We start from the raw sequence: 18,455 nt of genomic DNA, 5'->3' as shown, positions 1-18,455 counted from the left end.
ATGGACATCCTGACCTCTCTCATGGGCGGGTTCGCCGTCGCCGTCACGCCGCTCAACCTTGCGCTGGCGGTGTTCGGCTGTTTCGCGGGCACGCTGATCGGCGCGCTGCCCGGGCTTGGCCCGGTGAATGGCGTGGCCATCCTGATCCCCGTCGCCTTCGCCATGGATCTGGAACCGGGCTCGGCGCTCATCATGCTGTCCTGCATCTATTACGGCTGCATGTATGGCGGGCGGATCAGTTCGATCATGCTCAACATTCCGGGCGACGAGCCCGCGATCATGACCACGCTTGACGGCTATCCCATGGCGCAGCGCGGGCAGGCCGCCAAGGCGCTTGGCATCTCGGCGGTGGCCTCGTTCACCGGCGCCACCTTTGCCACGCTGGGTCTGACCTTCTTTGCGCCGCTCTTGGCCAAGGCCGCGATCCATTTCGGCCCGGCGGATTACTTCGCGCTTTATGTCATGGCTTTCGCCACCATCGGCGGCGTCACCGGCGTGAACCCGTTCAAGACGCTGCTGGCCGCCGTGCTGGGGCTGCTTCTGGCCAGCGTCGGGCTCGATCCCGCCACCGGCACCGCGCGCTTCACCTTCGGGTCGTTCCATCTTTATGACGGGTTCGATCCCATCGTCGCCATCGTGGGCCTGTTCGCGGTCAGCGAGATCATCATGTATTTCGAAAGCCACGCCACCTCGGGCGCGGGACCGGTCAAGCTGGGCCGCGCCCTGCCCCGGCTGCGCGAGATGTTCGAGGGCTATGGCGCGGCACTCCGCGGCTCGGTCATCGGCTTTATCTGCGGCGTGCTGCCCGGCGCGGGCGCCTCGCTGGGGGCGTTTGTGTCCTACAGCACCGAAAAGCAGCTCAGCGACAAGGACGGCACCTTCGGCACCGGCGATCCGCGCGGCATCGCGGCGCCGGAGGCGGGCAACAACGCGGCCTCGGGCGGGGCGCTGATCCCGATGCTGACGCTGGGGGTGCCGGGCTCCGGCACCACGGCGGTGATGCTGGCGCTGCTGGTCTCGCTCAACATCCAGCCCGGACCGCTGCTGTTCGAACGCCAGCCCGATCTGGTCTGGGGGCTTATCGCGGCGCTGTATCTGGCCAATGTCGTGCTTCTGGTGCTGAACATCCCCATGGTCGGCATCTTCACCCGGCTGCTGTCGCTGCCGCAATGGCTGCTGATGCCCATCGTGGTGATGGTCAGCTTCATCGGCATCTATTCGATCAGCCATTCCACCTTTGACCTCTTCGTGATGATCGGCTTCGGCATCCTTGGCTACGGGCTGCGCAAGCTCGACTTTTCGCTGGTGCCGGTGGTGCTGGGCCTGCTCCTGGGGGCGGACATGGAAAACAACCTGCGCCGCGCGCTGTCGATTTCGGGCGGGGAGTTCGGCATCCTGCTGCAAAGTCCAATCGCGCTGGTGATCTATGGCTTCACCGCGCTGATGCTGGTCTTTTCCTTCGGCATCGCGATGCGCCAGCGCCCCGGCGCAGGCTAAGCGCCCACGCGCCCGCCCTTGCGGCGGGCGCGACCGCTTCAACCCGTCTCGGCTGTTGCCATGCTCCGCCAGATCGGCAATCTGCGCAAAACAGGAGCGCCAATGACACGAACTTGTTCTCTTCTCGGGGCGGCCATCGACACCGGCGCCTCCCGGCCCGGCTGTCTCATGGGACCGGCGAGCCTGCGCACCGCCGGGCTGGCAGAGGCGATCCGCGCGCTTGGCTGGGCCGTCACCGATCTGGGTGACGTGACCATCGCGCCGCAGGATCCGCTGCCCCATGCCAATGCCGCCATCCACCATCTGGCCGAGATGCGGGCATGGATCGAAGCAATCGCACCCAAGGCCCATGCGGCGGCATCGGCGCATGACCTGCCGGTGTTCATGGGGGGCGATCACTCCATTTCGGCGGGCACCGTGGCCGGGATGGCGCGCCATGCCGCCGATCTGGGCCGCCCGCTTTACGTGCTGTGGCTGGACGCGCATCCCGACCTGCATTCGCCCGACACCACGCAAAGCGGCAACCTGCATGGCACGCCCGTGGCCTATGTCACCGGGCAGCCCGGCTTTGACGCCTATCCGCCGCTTCAGGTCGCGGTGGATCCGGCCAATATCTGCATGATGGGCATCCGGTCGGTGGACAGCGCGGAACGCGATCTGATCCTGAAGCTGGGGATCGACGTGCATGACATGCGCGCCATCGACGAAACCGGCGTGCTGGTGCCGCTGCGCCGGTTTCTGGACCGGGTGCGCGCCACCGGGGGGCTGCTGCATGTCAGCTTTGACGTGGATTTCCTTGATCCCGGCATCGCCCCCGCCGTGGGCACCACCGTGCCGGGCGGCGCCACCTTCCGCGAGGCGCATCTGATCATGGAAACGCTCTGCGACAGCGGGCTGGTCTCCTCGCTCGATCTGGTGGAGCTGAACCCGTTTCTGGACGAACGCGGCCGCACCGCCTCGCTGCTCTGCGACCTGACCGCCTCGCTGATGGGCCGCCGGGTGCTGGACCGCCCGACGCGCAGCTTTGCCTGACCCGGCGGGCGGGCGGGATCGCGCCCGCCCGCCCCCTGCCCCTAGCGGCAGGCGCAGGCCTGCACGCTGGCCTTGGCGCCGGTGACCGGCAGCGGGGCCAGATCGCCCGCGCGCAGGGCCGCTGCCGCCGCGACAAGGTTGCGCAGCGCCGCCAGCGTTTCCGGCCATGCGCGGGTTTTCAGCCCGCAATCGGGGTTCACCCACAGCCGTTCCGCCGGGATCACGCTGCTGGCCTTGCGCAGCAGGGTGACCATCTGCGCATGGCTCGGCACGCGTGGCGAATGGATGTCCCACAGGCCCGGCCCGATCTCGTTGGGATAGGCGAAGCTGCCGAAATCCTGCAGCAGATCCATGTCCGACCGCGAGGTTTCGATGGAGAGCACATCAGCATCCATGGCGGCGATGGAGGGCATGATGTCGCTGAATTCGGAATAGCACATATGGGTGTGGATCTGCGTCGCGTCCCGCACGCAGGCGGCAGACAGGCGGAAGGCATCGACCGCCCAGTGCAGATAGCCGGTCCAGTCGGCGCGGCGCAGCGGCAGGCCCTCGCGCAGCGCCGGTTCGTCGATCTGGATGGCGCGCAGGCCCGCCGCCTCCAGATCCGCCACCTCGTCGCGGATGGCGAGCGCGATCTGCCTGCAGGTCTCTGACCGGGGCTGGTCATCGCGGACGAAGGACCATTGCAGCAGCGTCACCGGCCCGGTCAGCATGCCCTTCACCGGCCTGTCGGTCAGCGCCTGCGCGAAACGCGCCCAGTCCACGGTCATCGGCTGCGGGCGGGACACATCGCCATAGATCAGCGGCGGCTTCACGCAGCGCGAGCCATAGCTCTGCACCCAGCCCGCCTGCGTGAAGGCGTAGCCCGACAGTTTCTCGCCAAAATATTCCACCATGTCCGTGCGTTCGAATTCGCCATGCACCAGCATGTCGAGCCCCAGATCCTCCTGCTGCCGGATGCAGGCCTCGGTCTCGCGCTGCAGGAAGCCGGTGTAGTCGGCGTCGCTCAGCAGGCCCTTGCGGTGATCGGCGCGGGCGCGGCGCACCTCTGCGGTCTGCGGAAAGGATCCGATCGTGGTGGTGGGAAAGGCGGGCAGCGCCAGCACCGCCTGCTGTGCGCGGGCGCGCTGCGCATAGGGTGCGGGGCGGGCAAGATCGGCGGCGGTCACCGCCGCACTGCGCGCCTTGACCCGCGGATCATGAATGCGCGGCGAGGCCCGGCGCGCCGCCGCCGCCGCATCGCTTGCGGCCAGATCCGCTGCCACATCCGCGCCCGCCAGCGCGCGGCTCAGCACCGCCACTTCGGCCAGCTTCTGCGTGGCAAAGGCCAGCCAGCCCCTGAGATCCTCCTCCAGCCCGGTTTCTGCGGCCAGATCCACCGGCACATGCAGCAGCGAGCAGGAGGGCGCGATCTGGATCCGCTCCGTGCCGAAGGCCTGCGCGGCCTGCTGCGCCACGGTCAGCGCCTGCGCCAGATCGGCACGCCAGACGTTGCGGCCATCGACCAGCCCCAGCGACAGCACCTTGTCCGACAGCTGCCCAGACTCCGCCGCCAGCACCTGCGCGATCTGTCCGGGCGCGCGCACCAGATCCAGATGCAGCCCGGCGGTGGGCAGCGACAGCGCCAGATCCAGATTGTCGTCCAGCGCGCCGAAATAGCTGGCCAGCATCACCTTCGGCCCGGCCTCTGCCAGGTCCGCATAGGCGCTGCGCAGCGCACGGGCCTGCCCCTGCGACAGATCGGTGACCAGCACCGGCTCGTCGATCTGCACCCACTCCGCCCCGGCCTGCCGCAGCCGCCGCAGGATGTCGGCATAGATCGGCAGGATCGCGGGCAGCAGCGCCAGCGGATCGACCCCTGCCGTCTTGGCCTTGCCAAGGCTCAGCCATGTCACCGGACCCAGCAGCACCGGGCGCGTCAGGATGCCCTGCGCCTTGGCCTCCAGAAACTCCTCGACCGGCTTCAGCGAGCCCAGCCGGAACGCCTGCCCGTCGGTGAATTCCGGCACGATGTAATGATAATTCGTGTCGAACCATTTGGTCATCTCCATGGCGGGCGCCGTCTTGGTGCCGCGCGCCATGGCGAAATACTGCGCCGGGGTGACGGCGCCCTGCAGCGGGCCGAACCGTTCCGGCACCGCCCCCAGCAGCGCCGTGGCATCCAGCACCTGATCGTAAAAGGAAAAATCGTTGGACGGGATCACGTCCAGCCCCGCCTCCTTCTGCAGCGCCCAGTGCCGGGCGCGCAGCAGCGCCCCCTCTGCGGCCAGATCCTCGGCCGAGATGCGGCCCGCCCAATGCGCCTCCAGCGCGGTTTTCAGCTCACGCCGAGCGCCGATGCGCGGAAATCCAAGGTTTGCGGCAATTGCCATGTTCATTCTCCGGAACAGTGTGGTCCGGGGCAGGTTAGGGGCTTTGATCCATGAGTATAAATGGTATGTTCTCATTGATCCATGACAGAGGCTCATCCATGATCGACCGCCAGCATCTTGCCATCCTGCGCGAAATCGACCGGCTTGGCTCGCTCACCCTCGCGGCGGAGCGGCTGAACCTCACGCAGTCCGCCCTGTCGCACACCATGCGCAAGTTCGAGGCCCGCCACGGCGTCCGCATCTGGCAGAAAGAGGGGCGCGGCCTGCGCTTCACGCAGGCGGGGGAGTACCTGCTGGCGCTGGCGCAGCGGGTGCTGCCGCAGATCGACCATGCCGAACAGGTGCTGTCGGAATTTGCGCAGGGCCATCGCGGCGCGCTGCGGGCGGGCATGGAATGCCACCCCTGCCAGCACTGGCTGATGCGGGTGGTGGCGCCCTATCTTGCCGCATGGCCGGATGTGGATCTGGACATCCGCACCGCCTTCCGCTTCGGCGGCATCGGCGCGCTGCTCGGGCATGAGATCGACCTGCTCATCACCCCCGATCCGCTGGATCTGCCCGGCCTGCATTACACCCGGGTCTTTGACTACGAACTGGTGCTGGCGGTGCCGCGCGACCATCCGCTGACCGGCCCCGCCCGCCCGCAGGATCTGACCACCGAGACGCTGCTGACCTATCCGGTGGCGCCCGAACGGCTGGACGTGTTCACGCAGTTTCTGGTGCCCGGCCACTGCCTGCCGAAGCGGCACCGCACGGTGGAAACCACCGACATGATGCTGCAGCTGGTCGCCGCCGGGCGCGGGGTCAGCGCGGTGCCCGACTGGATCCTGCGCGAAGAAGGCGCAGGCCTGCCGCTGCGCGCCGTGCGTCTTGACACGGGCATCGCCAAAAGCCTGCATATCGGCGTGCGGCGCGGCGAGCAGAGCACCGATTACATCGCGGGATTTCTGGCGCAGGCCCGCGCGCTTGGCGCGCGCCCGGACCCGGACTGAGCGCGCGGTGCCGCATCAGCCCTGCGGGATCTCTCCGGCATTCGAGGGCACGTGATAGCCGCGCTGCACCGCGTCCCGCTCGCGCAGGCGCTGATACCACGCGCGCACATGTGGATATTGCGCCAGATCGACCCCGTGCCACGCATGGCGCGCCACCCAAGGCCAGCAGGCCATGTCGGCGATGGAATAATCACCCACCAGATAGGGGCCCTGCGCCAGCTGCGCGTCAAGCACGCCGTAAAGCCGCTGCACCTCGGCCCCGAACCGCTCTTCGGCATAGGCGGATTTGCCGGGGTTGAAATGCAGGAAGTGATGCGCCTGCCCCAGCATCGGCCCGAAGCCGCCCATCTGCCACATCAGCCAGCCCATGACCCGCATCCGGTCCTCGGGTTGCGCGGGCAGGAAGGCGCCGTGCTTTTCCGCCAGATACCACAGGATCGCCCCGGATTCCATCAGCGCCAGCCCGTTGTCCTGATCGACGATGGCGGGGATGCGGCCATTGGGGTTGATGCGCAGGAACTCCGGCGCCTTCTGCGCGCCGCTGCCGATGTCGATGGCATGGACGCGGTAGTCCAGCCCCAGCTCTTCAAGCAGGATCGACACCTTGCGCCCGTTGGGGGTGGACCATGTGTAAAGATCGATCATGTCGGCTCTGCCTCCTCGCCCGCGCCGGACCGCCCCGGTCCGGTCTCGGGCGCATCTAACGGCAAAGTCTCGACAAAGCCGAGCGTTTTGTGCCGCTCAGTGGCCGGAATGGTCCATGCCCGAGTGACCGCCGCCCTGCGCGGGATCGACCATGAACTCGACCTCGACCTCGCCCGCGTTGCGGAAGACCAGCGTTGCGGGGATCATGTCGCCCTCATCGGCGGGACCGCTCAGACCCATGAACATGACATGGATGCCGCCCGGTTCCAGATTGACGGTCTCGCCCGCCGGGATCACCAGTTCCTCCAGCCCGCGCATCCGCGCCACGCCCTCCTCGAAGATCGTGGTGTGCAGGGTGGCATGTTCGGCAAAGGGCGTGCGCACTTCGATCAGCGCCTCGGGCTCCGCCCCGTCATTCGAGATCGCCATATAGCCTGCGGCAGAGCGCGCGGTGGGCAGCGGGTCGGGAATGGACGGGTGGATGATGTGCAGATCCCCGGACACAAGATCATGCGCGGCCAGCGGGCTGGCCAGCAGCAGCAGTAGCGGCAGGCAACGGATCATCACAAACTCCTATCTCAGGGCGGCGGACGCGGCGCCATGGTCATTGGCGGCGAGGGATAGCATCGCAGGCCCTTCGCGCAAGGCGGGAATTGCCGCACCCAAGGCTCAGGCGCTTTCGCGCAGTTCCAGCGCGAACCGGGTGCGGATCAGACCGGGCCCCGTGCCCTCCAGCAGCGCCGCGACGGTGGCAAGGCCGATCTCGTCGGAAAACGGCGCGATCGTGGTCAGCGAGGGGCTGAGCTGCCGCCCGATGTCGTAATCGCCCCAGCCCGCGACGGCGATTTCCCCGGGCACCGACAGGCCGCGGCGGGTGCATTCAAAGATCGCCCCCGCCGCCACCACGTCGCTGGGGCAGAGGATGGCATCCAGCCGCGGCTCCCGCGTCAGGAACTCGTTCAGGATCCGCGCGCCGGAACCGAACCCGTCAGCGGCATGCACGGTCAGCACCAGCGCATCGGACAGATGCGCCGCGAACATCTCCTGCCGGAAGGCGGGCAGCCGCATGGAATAGCGCAGCCCGCCCCCGCCCGAGATGTCGACAAAGCCGATGCGGCGGCGGCCCTGCGCGATCAGATGGCGGGTCAGCGCGCGGCTGGCCGCCCCCACGTCATAACCCACGCCGCAGCCGATCGCCTCCTCCGCGCCCCAGCTTTCCGCCACCGGGATGCCGGAGCGGTCCAGCAGCCGCCGCAGATCCGGCGCATGCGGCCCTGCCACCAGCGCAAGCCCCGCCACCCGCAGGCCCAGCAGGGTCTGGACGGCGGAAAACTCCTCTTCGGGGGATTCCGCGATCATGGTGATGACCTCGTGCCCGCGCGCGGCGGCGGCGCGGCGCAGCCCCGCCGAATAGTTGAAGAACGACGAGTTGCGCATGGAGGGCAGCACCGCCCCGATCACCCGGCTGGATCCCGCCGCCAGCAGCCCCGCCGACATGTTGGGCACATAGCCCAGGTCCGCCGCGACCCGCAGCACCGCCTTGCGGGTCTTGTCCTGCACCCGGTCGGGGTAGCGAAAGCAGTTGGACACGGTCATGGGCGACACACCCGCGCGCCGGGCGACATCCTGCATCGTCAGGGCTCGGGGGGTGGCACGTGGCGCGTCGGACATCACATCTCTCTTGGCTGCCTAAGAAATGCGGCGGCGCGGCGGGAATGGCAAGTCTTCCGCGGGCATGTCGCATTTTCTCTTTACATGTGATTTGTAGCGCTACAATCGTAGCAGGGAAAGCCAGCGGAGCCCGCATGACCGACACTCCCTCAGCCCTGAGCCTGACCGCGATCCGCAAGACCTTTGCCGGGCTGACAGCGGTGGACGACCTTTACCTTGCCGTGGAGCCCGGCGCGCTGGTGTCGCTGCTGGGGCCGTCGGGCTGCGGCAAGACCACGACGCTGCGCATGGTCGCGGGGTTTGAACGTCCCGACAGCGGCAGCATCTGGATCGGCGGCGAGGACGTGACCCGGCAGGCCCCCAACAACCGCGGGCTTGGGATGGTGTTCCAGAGCTATTCGCTGTTTCCGCATCGCACCGTGGCGGAAAACGTGGCCTTTGGCCTGCGCATGGGCGGCGCCAGCAGGCAGGCGCAGGCCGAAGGTGTCGCGCGGATGCTGGACATGGTGCATCTGCGCGGACGCGAGGACATGTATCCGGCGCAGCTGTCGGGCGGGCAGCAGCAGCGCGTGGCGCTGGCGCGCGCGCTGGTGGTCAACCCCCGGGTGCTGCTCTTGGACGAGCCCTTGGGCGCGCTGGACAAGGGCCTGCGCGAGTCGATGCAGTTCGAGATCCGCGAGATGCAGCAGCGGCTGGAAATCACCACCCTGCTTGTCACCCACGATCAGGAAGAGGCCATGTCGATGTCCGACCAGATCGCGGTGATGCAGGGCGGGCGCATCCTGCAGCTTGGCGCCCCGAACGACATCTACGACCGGCCCAAATCCGCCTTTGTCGCCACCTTCCTTGGCACCTCGAACCTGTTTACCGGCACCGTGGCGCCGGATGGCCAGCATCTGGACAGTCCGGCGGGGCGGCTGCCCCTGCCCGAAAGCCTGCCCGCCGGCCGCCGCGCCACGCTGTCGGTGCGCCCGGAACGGATCGTGCTGGGCGGGGCGGCGGCGGGCCTGCCGCAGCAGCTGACGGGCCGCATCACCGCCAGTTCGTTCCGCGGATCCCATGCCGCCTATCGCGTCGTGCTGGACGCATCGGGCGCCGATCTGACCGTCTACCGGCAGGCCGATGCGGGCTTGGGACAGGTCGGGCTGGCCTTGGGCGATCCGCTGAGCTTGGGCTGGCGGATCGAGGACAGCGTGATCGTGACCGCCCCCGAGGGCGAGGAGTAAGACATGACAGACACCGCCCAACTCCCCCCCGGACGGCTGCGCATCGGCATCGACGTGGGCGGCACCTTCACCGATTTCGTGATGGCCGATGCCCAGACCGGCGCCGTGGCGCTGTTCAAGGAACCGTCGACCCCCGACGATCCGTCCCGCGCGCTGATCGACGGGCTGGAAAAATTCCTTGCCCGCGAGGGGATGACCGCCCGCGATGTCGGCGGGCTGATGCATGGCACCACCATCGGGCTCAACGCCATCATCCAGCGGCGCGGCGCGCGTATCGGCCTGATCGTGACGCGCGGCTTCCGCGACATTCTGGAAATCGCGCGCTGCCGCATGCCGTCGTCCTTCGATCTGCACGCGGAAAAGGAGGTGCCTCTGGTGCCCCGCGCCCGGGTGGTGGAGATCGCCGCGCGCTTTGACCGCACCGGCAGGCTGACCCATGCGCCCGATGCTGCCGAGCTTGACCGGGTGGCGGCGGAGCTTGCGGCGCTGGATCTGGACGCGGCGGCGCTGATGCTGCTCAACGGCTATGCCGATCCCGAGGCGGAGGGCCGCATCGCTGCCGGTCTGTCCCAGCGGCTTGAGGGGGTGCAGATCAGCTCTGCCGCGATGATCTGGCCCGAAATCCGCGAATATGAACGCACGCTGGTCGCCTGTCTCAACGCCTATATCCAGCCGCTGATGGCCGCTTATTTCACCCGGCTGACCGAGGGGCTGCAGCGCATCGGCGTTGCGGCGCCGCTGCTGGTCACGGCTTCCAATGGCGGGTCGCTGTCGGTGGGTTCTGCCGTGGCGCGGCCTGTGGAAACCATCCTGTCGGGCCCCGCCTCCGGCGTGATGGCTGCCGTGCGGCAGGCGGCGCAGTCGGGCATGGACAACATCATCACCTTCGACATGGGCGGCACCTCGTCGGACATGGCGGTGGCCACGGGGGGTGTCGCAGGGATCGCCACGCGCACCGATATTGGCGGGCTGCCGCTGGTCCTGCCGGTGGTCGATGTCAACGCCATCGGCGCGGGCGGCGGATCCATCGTCTGGGCCGATGCGCAGGGCGTGCTGAAGGTGGGGCCGCACAGCGCGGGCGCTCATCCCGGCCCGGTCTCTTACGGGCGCGGCGGCACCGATCCGGCGGTGACCGACTGCTACATCGCCTGCGGCTTCATTGACCCTGCGAATTTTGGCGGCGGCACCATGCCGCTCGATGGGGCGGCGGCGGGTGCGGCGCTGGACAGCATCGCGCAGGGCATCGGCATGACCGGCCCCGACCGCGCGCCGCGTCTGGCCGAAGGCGCGCTGGCCGTGGCCTCCGCGGGCATGGCGGGATCGCTGTTCCGCACCATGGCCGAACGCGGGCTTGATCCGCGCGACTTCGTGCTGCTGCCCTTTGGCGGCGCGGGGCCGACCCATGCCGCCCTGCTGGCCGAGGAAATCGGCATCGCGCGCATTCTGGTGCCGCAGGCCGCCGGGGCCTATTGCGCCATGGGGGCGGCGGGGGCCGATCTGCGCCGCGACTTCGTGCGCTCGCTCCGGCAGGTGCTGACCGAAGACAGCGCCGCAGGCGCCGAGGCGCTGTTTGCCGCCCTGACCGCCGAGGGCGAAAGCTGGCTTGATGCCGAACTGCCGGGGCTCGCGGGCCGCCGCGCCGAACGCTCCGCCGACATGCGCTATGCCGGGCAGGCCTATGAGCTGCGGGTGACGCTGGATCCGGGCGCGGAGGCTGCCGATTACGCCGAAGCCTTCCACCGCGAGCATGAGCGCATCTATGGCTTCCGCGACACCGTGGCACCGGTGGAAATCGGCACCATCCGGCTTGCGATGATCGGCGAGGGCCGCCCGCTCGCCGCCTCTGCGGCCACGGGGGACGGCGCGCCGCTGCGCAGCCGCAGGCCGGTCTTTCACAAGGGCCAGTGGCATGACGCGGCGGTGTTTGACCGTCAGAAGCTGGGCGAAGGCGCACATCTGCCCGGCCCCGCCGTGGTCGAACAGCCCGAAACCACCACCGTCATCCTGCCCGGCTGGGCGGCCCGCGTCGATGCCCAAGGCAATCTCATCCTTGAAAGGACCACGGCATGAGCCCGCCTGATCCCGTCCTGCTGGAAATCCTTGGCAACAAGTTCGCCTCCGTCACCGAAGAGATGTGCCTGACCCTGCAGCGCACGGGCCGCACGCTTTACGTCAAGGAGACGGCGGATTTTGCCTGCGCGCTGGCGGGGGCGGATGGCCGGTTCTTCGCCTATCCGCGCTCCATCGGCGTGTCGGGCTTTGTCGGGCTGGAATGTCTGCCCACGATCGAGGCCGCCGTGGCCGCCTGCGGCGCGCTGGAACCGGGCGACGTGATCCTGACCAACGACCCCTACCGGTCCACCGGGCTTGCCACCCATCTGCCCGACCTGCACATGATCGAGCCCTATTTCCACGAGGGCGAGATCGTCGCCTATGGCTGGTGCTTCGTGCACTGTTCGGATGTGGGCGGGCGCGTCGCCTCGTCGATCTCGCCGGTCAATACCGAGATCTTTCAGGAAGGCCTGCGCATCCCGCCGCTGAAGCTGCTGCGCCGGGGCGAGATGTCGCCCGAAGTCAGGCTGTTTCTGGATGCCAATTCCCGCACGCCCGAGGCCAATATGGGCGATATCCGCGCCATGCTCGCCTCGCTCGCCACCGGGCGGAGGCGGGTGGCGCAGATGCTGGGCCAGCACGGCCAGGCCGATCTGGTCGCGGCACAGGAGGCGCTGATGGCCTATGCCGCAGGCAAGGCCGAGGCGGTGCTGCGCCGCATCCCCGAAGGGTGCTACAGCTTTTCCGACTATCTTGACGATGACGCCGCGACCCGCCTGCCCGTCCGCCTGTCGGTGACGGTGGAGATCCGCGACGGGCGCGTGCATCTGGATTTCACCGGCACCGATCCGCAGGTGGCAACCGCGATGAACATTCCCTCCTGCGGGCGGCCCCATGCGTGGCTGACGCTGCGGATGCTGGCGCTGGTGCAGACGCTGGACCGGTCCGCGCCGCTGAACGCGGGCCTGCTGCGCCCGCTCAGCATCACGGCCCCCAAGGGCAGCCTTGTGAACCCCGAGGAACCCGCCGCCACCGGGGTGCGCCATGCCGCCGCCATCCGGGTGAACGACATCCTGAACGGCGCCTTCGGCCTTGCGCTGCCCGATGTGCTGCCCGCCGCCGCCTCCGGCACGGTGATCCCCATCGTGATGAGCGAGCCCAGACCCTCGGGCGGGCGCATGGTGCAGGTGATCGAGCCGCTGATCGGCGGCACCGGCGCGCGCCATGGCCATGACGGGGTCGACGGGCGCGACAGCGGCATTTCCAACCTTGCCAACAACCCCGTGGAAACGGTGGAGGCGGAACTGGGCGTCGAGGTGCTGCGCTACGGGCTGCGCCCCGATTCCGGCGGGGCCGGACAATGGCGCGGCGGCTGCGGCATGGGGCTGAGCTTTCGCGTGCTGACCGATGGCACCCATATCCTTGGCCGGGGCATGGAACGGCTGATGTTCCGGCCATGGGGACAGGCGGGCGGCCAGCCCGGCCTGCCCGGATCGCTGGTGGTGAACGAAGGCTGCCCGCGCGAACGCAGGCTAGGCAAGATCGACGTACTGGAGGTCAATGCGGGCGACATCGTCACCTTCCGCACCCCCGGCGCGGGCGGCTGGGGCGATCCCATGGCGCGCGACCCGCAGGCGGTGCTGGCCGATCTGGCGGCAGGCTTTGTCACCCCCGACCACGCCCGGCGCGCCTATGGCGTGGTGCTCTGCGACGGGGCGCTGGACAATGCCGCCACCGAAGCGCTGCGCCGCAACGCCCCCGCCAGCCATGGCACCGTCTTTGGCCCCGAACGCGAGGCATGGGACAGCATCTTTGGCAGCGCCCTGATGGACCGGCTGAACGCCGCGCTGCTGGCGCTGCCGCTGGCGCGCCGCCAGAGCCGCCGCCGCGAGATCTATGACACCGTGCTGGCCGATCTGCCCTCGGATTTTCCGCGCAACCCGGCCAGCGACACCCAGTGCGAGACGGCCATCAGGCGCCTTGAAACCTGTCTGAGCAGCTTCTGAACCAGAACCGGAAAACGGCCCAGCCCCAATGGAGAGAGTTATGACCCTGAACAGACGCAGATTCCTTGGCACCGGCGCCGCGGCGACGGGCCTGATCGGCCTCAGCGGCCTGCCCCTGCGCGCGCAGAACCGCGTGCTGAACGTCACCGCCTATGGCGGCGTCTGGGAACAGGCCATCCGCGACTGCTTCGTCGCCCCCTTCGAGGCCAAGACCGGCGCCACCGCCACCGTGTCGCTGGGCGGTCCCGCGCAATGGCTGGCGCAGGTCGAGGCGAACCCGGAAAACCCGCCGCTGGACGTGCTCATCATGACGCCGGATCTGGCCGTGCTGGCCGCCGAAGGCGATCTGATGGACGATTTCACCGTCGAAAAACTGCCCAACCTTGCCAAGATCCCGCAGGAATTCACCGATGCCTGCCTCGGCAAGGGCACCTATTTCGATTACGGCGTGGGCGGCATCACCTATAACACGCAGGTGGTGGCCGAGCCGCCGCGCAGCTTTGCCGCCTTTGTCGACCGGGTGGCGGCGGGGGAATTCATCGCCTCGGTGCCGTCGATCTCTTACGGGCCGACGACGATCTTCTTCCTCTGGGCGCTGAACAACGCGCTGGGGGGCGACGTCAACAATGTTGATCCGTTCTTCGCGGCCATGGAAAAGATGAAGGGCAATCTGGTCTACTGGGCCGGTCCCAACGATTTCTTCAACCATCTCGCCTCGGGCGAGGCGGATCTGGGCATCTATTTCGATGGCCGGACATGGAACCATGTGGATGAAGGCGTCGACTGGATCGACTTCCTGAACCCCGAAGAAGGCGGCGCGATGACCGCCGTGGCGATCCAGAAGCCCAAGAACGCCTCTGATCTGGCATGGGATTACCTGAACGAGGTGCTGGACGCGGGCAATCAGGCCAAATTCGCCGAGATCCTGAATTACGGCGTGACCAATACCGAAGTGGTCTACAGCGAAAAGCTTGCCGCCCGGGTCACCCCGCTGGCCGAGGCGAACCTGCCCCCCTATGCCGAGATCGCCCGCGTCCGCAATGACTGGGTGGACCGCTGGAACCGCGAAATCGGCATGTGATGCCCCTCTCCCGCCGGTCCGCCGGCGGGAGCCCCTGACGCCCGAGGTCGCCATGTCCAAAGCTGCCCCCCTGTCCGACCGCAGCCGCCGCGCGCTGCTGCTGGCCCCCGCGCTGATCTTTCTGGCGGTGTTTTTCGTGATGCCGCTTCTGGACAATTCCGCCCGGTCCTTCCTGACCGAAGAGGGCGGGCTGACCTTCGCGCGCTACACCGCCTTTCTGACCGACCGCTTCTATCTGGGGGTGATCGCGGAAACGGTGATCCTGTCGGCGGCGGTCACGGTGATTTCCGTGCTCATCGCCTATCCGGTGGCCTATGTGCTGGTGCGCAAGGCCGGGCGGCTGTCGGGCCTCATCATCTTCCTGCTGATCGCGCCGCTGCTGACCTCGATCATCATGCGCACCTTCGGCTGGCAGGTGCTGTTCGCGCGGCGCGGGCTGGTGAACCAGTGGCTGGTCACCGATCTGGGCCTGCTCGACGCGCCGCTGCGGCTGCTCAACACGCCCGGCCTTGCCATCGCGGCGCTGGTGCATGTGCTGGTGCCCTTTGCGGTGCTCTCCATCGCTTCGGTGCTGCAGGGCATCGACCGGCGGCTGGAGGAAGGCGCGCTGATGCTCGGTGCTTCACGCTTCCGCACCTTCTGGGAGGTGACGCTGCCGCTGACCATGGACGGCATCGGCACCGGCGCCATTCTGGTGTTCATGATCGCGAACGGGTCTTTCGTGACGCTGGTCCTGCTGGGGGGCGGGTTCCAGACCCTGCCGCTGCTGATCTACCAGCAGTTCAACACCACCCGCGACTTCGCGCTGGCCTCGACCATGAGCACGATCCTTCTGGTCATCGCGCTGGCCTGCCTGTGGCTGCAACTGCGCCTCGTGCGCCGTCAGGGAGTGTGACATGCGGCTGACCGACCTCCTGCTCTGGGCCTTCACCGTGGCCTTTTTCACGTTCATGATCCTGCCCATCGTGGTGGTGGTGGTGATCTCTTTCACCGAAGCCGGTTACGCCGCCTTTCCGATCCCCGGCTGGTCGCTGAAATGGTTCGCGCGGATCTTCGAATACGAGCCTTTCATGGACTCGCTCCAGGTCAGCCTGCTGCTGGCCGTCACCGCGACCGTGGCAAGCTGCCTGCTGGGCATTCCGGCGGCCCTTTACCTGTCGCGGGCGCGGTCGGGCTGGGCCACGGCGATCACCACCTTCCTGCTGTCGCCGCTCTCCATGCCGATGATCGTGATCGGCTTTGCCTCGCTGTTCTTCCTGTCTTGGCTCGGCTTCGGTCTGTCCTTCACCGCGCTTTGCATCGTGCATACGGTGATCTGCCTGCCTTACGTGATCCGCACCGTCACCGCCGTTTACCGCTCGGTGCCGCCCGCCTATGAGGAGGCGGCGTTGATCCTTGGCGCCTCGCGCATCACCACCTTCCGCGAGGTGACGCTGCCGCTGATCCGGCCCGGCATCGCGGCGGGCTGCCTGTTTTCCTTCCTGACCTCGTTCGACAACCTGCCGGTCAGCTATTTCTTCGGCTCGGCCCAGACCAACACGCTGCCGGTGGTGATGCTGGCCTATATGGAACACCAGTTCGACCCCTCCATCGCGGCGCTGTCGACGCTGCAGCTGGGGATGGCGGTGATCGCGCTGCTGGTCGCCGACCGGCTTTACGGCATCGAAAAGATGACGGTGGCAACATGACCGGGCTTGCCACGCTCGAGGCGCGTCTGGCCGAGGATCTGGCCTGCCTCGCCCTGCCCGCCGCGCCTTGGGTGCCCGCGCGCGAGGGCGTGACCGATGTGCTGGTGGTGGGGGCGGGCATGTGCGGGCTGGCGGCGCTGGCCGAACTGCGCCTGCTGGGGATCGACCGCAGCCTTGCCGTGGACGCCGCCCCCGCCGGGCTTGAAGGCCCGTGGGACACGTTCGCGCGGATGCGCACGCTGCGTTCGCCGAAATCGCTGACCGGCCCCGCGCTTGGCCTGCCCGCGCTGACCTTCCGCGCGTGGTTCACCGCGCAATGGGGCGCCCCCGCATGGGCGGCGCTGGACAAGATCCCCAAGGGCCAGTGGATGGACTATCTGCGCTGGTATCGCCGCGTGCTGGCCCTGCCCGTGCGCAACGACACCCGCCTGACCGATCTGCGCGGCGAGGGTGATCTGCTGCGCGCCACGCTGCAGACGCCCCAAGGGCCGGAGGTGCTGCTGGCGCGGCGTGTGGTGCTGGCAACCGGGCGTTCGGGTCTGGGCGGCGGGGCGGTGCCTGCGGTGCTGCAGGGCATCGACCGCCGCTTCTGGGCGCATAGCGCCGAGGAGATCGACTTTGCCGCGCTGCGCGGGCGCGACCTGGTGGTGCTGGGCGCCGGAGCCTCGGCCATGGACAATGCCGCAACGGCGCTGGAGGCGGGGGCGGCGCGGGTCGATCTGCTGATCCGCCGCGCCACCATCCCGGCGGTCAACAAGCTGACCGGCATCGGCAGCCCCGGGACCGAGCTGGGGCTGGGCCATGTCAGCGACGCGTGGAAGCTGCGCATCCACCATTACGCCGCCACGCAGCAGGTGCCGCCGCCCGCCCATTCCGTCCGCCGCGTGGCGGCCCATGCCAATGCCGCCTTCCATCTGGACTGCGCGCTGACCGGGGCTGCGGTGCAGGACGGGCGGCTGCGGCTCGACACCTCGCGCGGCAGCTTTGCCACCGATTTCGTGATCGCCGCCACCGGCTTTCGCAACGACTTCGCCGACCGGCCAGAGCTGGCAGACCTTGCGCCGCATGTGCTGTGCTGGGCCGACCGTGCCGATTTCCCGGCGGATCTGCCCAAGGACGGCCCGCTGGGGCAGGCGCCCTATCTGGCGCCTGATTTCACCTTCCGCGAACGCGTGCCCGGCGCCTGCCCGGCGCTGGCGCGGCTGCACTGCTTCAACGATGCGGCGATGCTGAGCCATGGCAAGGTCTCGGGCGACATTCCGGCGGTCAGCGTCGGGGCGAAACGGCTGGGTCGTGCCATCGCGGCAGAGTTTTTCGCCGAGGATGTGGAGACGCAGTTCGCCCGGCTGCAGGCCTATGACACGCCGGAACTGCGCGAGGGCGATTATCACGCCGCCCCGCATCTGCCGCAGGCGCGCCGGGGCGGTTAGGAATCGTCGGTGCCGCCGCGATCCGGCTCGATCTGGCCGGTGCGGGCCAGATGCCGGGCCAGCAGCCAGACCCCCAGCGCCCATGCCGCCCCCAGCGACCAGCCCGCCAGCACGTCCGAGGGCCAGTGCACCCCCAGATAGATGCGGCTGACCCCCACCAGCACCGCAAGGATCGCCGCCACCACGAAATAGAAAATCCGCACCCGCTGCCGCGTCGAGGTGCGCGCCAGCATCACCGCCAGCGTCAGATAGGTGACCGCCGCCATCATCGAATGGCCCGACGGGAACGAGGCGGTGGCGGCCTCCACCCCATGCGGCACCAGATCGGGGCGCGGGCGGGAAAAGCCAAGCTTGGCCAGATGCGAGATCGCCTGACCGCCGAGGATGGCGCTGGCCAGCAGCAGCGCGGCAGAGCGCTGGCGCTGCAGGAACAGGAACACCAGCACCGAGATGGAAATCAGCGTCAGCACGCTGACGCCCCCCAGCGCGGTCAGATCGCGCATGGCGATTTCCACCTGATCGCTGCCGATCGGGTCCGACAGGTCGCCTGACGTGCGCAGCGCCAGCAGCACGTATTCGTCAAAGGCGTGCAGATCGCCCTCTGCCATTTCCGAGGCGAGCGAGACAAAGCCCCAAAGCGCGCCGCACACGATCAGGATCGCTGCAAGGGTCACGCCTTCCAGCCTGCGGGTCAGGGTCTTCAGATATGCGAACAATGCCATGGGGTCTTCCGTGCTGACTGGCCCCCTCTATGGGATCTCCG

At 68.3% G+C, this 18,455-nt stretch carries 15 protein-coding genes; 10 read left to right on the top strand and 5 right to left on the bottom strand.

The window, feature by feature from the left end:
* Positions 1 to 1,497, top strand: coding sequence for a tripartite tricarboxylate transporter permease (locus BLR51_RS16970; protein WP_089849185.1), 1,497 nt, complete (start codon positions 1 to 3; stop codon positions 1,495 to 1,497).
* A gap of 102 nt (positions 1,498 to 1,599) precedes the next feature.
* Positions 1,600 to 2,529: an arginase gene (rocF, locus tag BLR51_RS16965; RefSeq protein WP_089849184.1), complete on the top strand. Its 930-nt coding sequence runs from the start codon at positions 1,600 to 1,602 to the stop codon at positions 2,527 to 2,529.
* Positions 2,530 to 2,570: 41 nt separating this feature from the next.
* Here the strand turns inward: rocF and metE are convergent, their stop codons facing one another.
* Entirely contained in the window at positions 2,571 to 4,901 is a 2,331-nt protein-coding gene (metE, locus tag BLR51_RS16960) for a 5-methyltetrahydropteroyltriglutamate--homocysteine S-methyltransferase (protein ID WP_165616856.1), read from the bottom strand.
* Positions 4,902 to 4,999: 98 nt separating this feature from the next.
* Between metE and BLR51_RS16955 the strand changes: the two genes are divergently transcribed.
* The gene (locus tag BLR51_RS16955; RefSeq protein WP_089849180.1) at positions 5,000 to 5,893 is read left to right on the top strand and encodes a LysR family transcriptional regulator; all 894 of its coding nucleotides are present in this window, start codon (positions 5,000 to 5,002) and stop codon (positions 5,891 to 5,893) included.
* Positions 5,894 to 5,908: 15 nt separating this feature from the next.
* On the opposite strand, the gene BLR51_RS16950 is transcribed toward BLR51_RS16955, so the two are convergent.
* The 3 genes from BLR51_RS16950 to BLR51_RS16940 all read right to left on the bottom strand — a co-directional run bounded on the left by BLR51_RS16950 (position 5,909) and on the right by BLR51_RS16940 (position 8,209).
* On the bottom strand, positions 5,909 to 6,538 hold the full coding sequence (locus tag BLR51_RS16950) for a glutathione S-transferase family protein (RefSeq protein ID WP_089849178.1): 630 nt from the start codon (positions 6,536 to 6,538) through the stop codon (positions 5,909 to 5,911).
* Positions 6,539 to 6,634: 96 nt separating this feature from the next.
* Complete coding sequence (locus BLR51_RS16945; RefSeq protein WP_089849177.1) at positions 6,635 to 7,102, bottom strand: copper chaperone PCu(A)C; 468 nt, start codon at positions 7,100 to 7,102, stop codon at positions 6,635 to 6,637.
* Positions 7,103 to 7,207: 105 nt separating this feature from the next.
* Entirely contained in the window at positions 7,208 to 8,209 is a 1,002-nt protein-coding gene (locus tag BLR51_RS16940; RefSeq protein WP_089849175.1) for a LacI family DNA-binding transcriptional regulator, read from the bottom strand.
* A 134-nt stretch (positions 8,210 to 8,343) separates the two neighbouring features.
* Here BLR51_RS16940 and BLR51_RS16935 point away from each other — a divergent pair, with 134 nt between their 5' ends.
* The 7 genes from BLR51_RS16935 to BLR51_RS16905 are packed head-to-tail and all read left to right on the top strand — an operon-like array spanning position 8,344 to position 17,692.
* Positions 8,344 to 9,435 (top strand): ABC transporter ATP-binding protein, encoded by a 1,092-nt coding sequence (locus BLR51_RS16935; RefSeq protein WP_089849173.1) that lies wholly within the window; start codon positions 8,344 to 8,346, stop codon positions 9,433 to 9,435.
* A gap of 3 nt (positions 9,436 to 9,438) precedes the next feature.
* Positions 9,439 to 11,505 (top strand): hydantoinase/oxoprolinase family protein, encoded by a 2,067-nt coding sequence (locus BLR51_RS16930; RefSeq protein ID WP_089849171.1) that lies wholly within the window; start codon positions 9,439 to 9,441, stop codon positions 11,503 to 11,505.
* The gene (locus BLR51_RS16925) at positions 11,502 to 13,493 is read left to right on the top strand and encodes a hydantoinase B/oxoprolinase family protein (protein WP_089849169.1); all 1,992 of its coding nucleotides are present in this window, start codon (positions 11,502 to 11,504) and stop codon (positions 13,491 to 13,493) included. The genes BLR51_RS16930 and BLR51_RS16925 overlap by 4 nt, the downstream gene beginning before the upstream one ends.
* A 40-nt stretch (positions 13,494 to 13,533) precedes the next feature.
* Complete coding sequence (locus BLR51_RS16920) at positions 13,534 to 14,574, top strand: ABC transporter substrate-binding protein (protein ID WP_207543646.1); 1,041 nt, start codon at positions 13,534 to 13,536, stop codon at positions 14,572 to 14,574.
* Positions 14,575 to 14,626: 52 nt separating this feature from the next.
* On the top strand, positions 14,627 to 15,469 hold the full coding sequence (locus tag BLR51_RS16915; RefSeq protein ID WP_089849167.1) for an ABC transporter permease: 843 nt from the start codon (positions 14,627 to 14,629) through the stop codon (positions 15,467 to 15,469).
* Between the two features lies 1 nt (position 15,470).
* Positions 15,471 to 16,262 carry an ABC transporter permease gene (locus BLR51_RS16910; protein ID WP_089849165.1) on the top strand — a complete coding sequence of 264 codons (792 nt, stop codon included), beginning with the start codon at positions 15,471 to 15,473 and terminating at the stop codon, positions 16,260 to 16,262.
* Positions 16,259 to 17,692 carry an NAD(P)-binding domain-containing protein gene (locus BLR51_RS16905; RefSeq protein WP_089849163.1) on the top strand — a complete coding sequence of 478 codons (1,434 nt, stop codon included), beginning with the start codon at positions 16,259 to 16,261 and terminating at the stop codon, positions 17,690 to 17,692. Before BLR51_RS16910 ends, BLR51_RS16905 begins: the two co-directional genes overlap by 4 nt.
* On the opposite strand, the gene BLR51_RS16900 is transcribed toward BLR51_RS16905, so the two are convergent.
* Positions 17,689 to 18,414 (bottom strand): phosphatase PAP2 family protein, encoded by a 726-nt coding sequence (locus BLR51_RS16900; RefSeq protein ID WP_089849162.1) that lies wholly within the window; start codon positions 18,412 to 18,414, stop codon positions 17,689 to 17,691. The two genes, BLR51_RS16905 and BLR51_RS16900, sit on opposite strands and share 4 nt — an antisense overlap.
* Between the last annotated feature and the right edge of the window lie 41 nt (positions 18,415 to 18,455).

Origin of the sequence: Salipiger marinus (assembly GCF_900100085.1) — a bacterium.
GTDB classification, from domain to species: Bacteria; Pseudomonadota; Alphaproteobacteria; order Rhodobacterales; family Rhodobacteraceae; genus Salipiger; species Salipiger marinus.
Note: the sequence above shows the minus strand (reverse complement) of the source record. Positions and strands in the feature narration are given on the sequence as shown.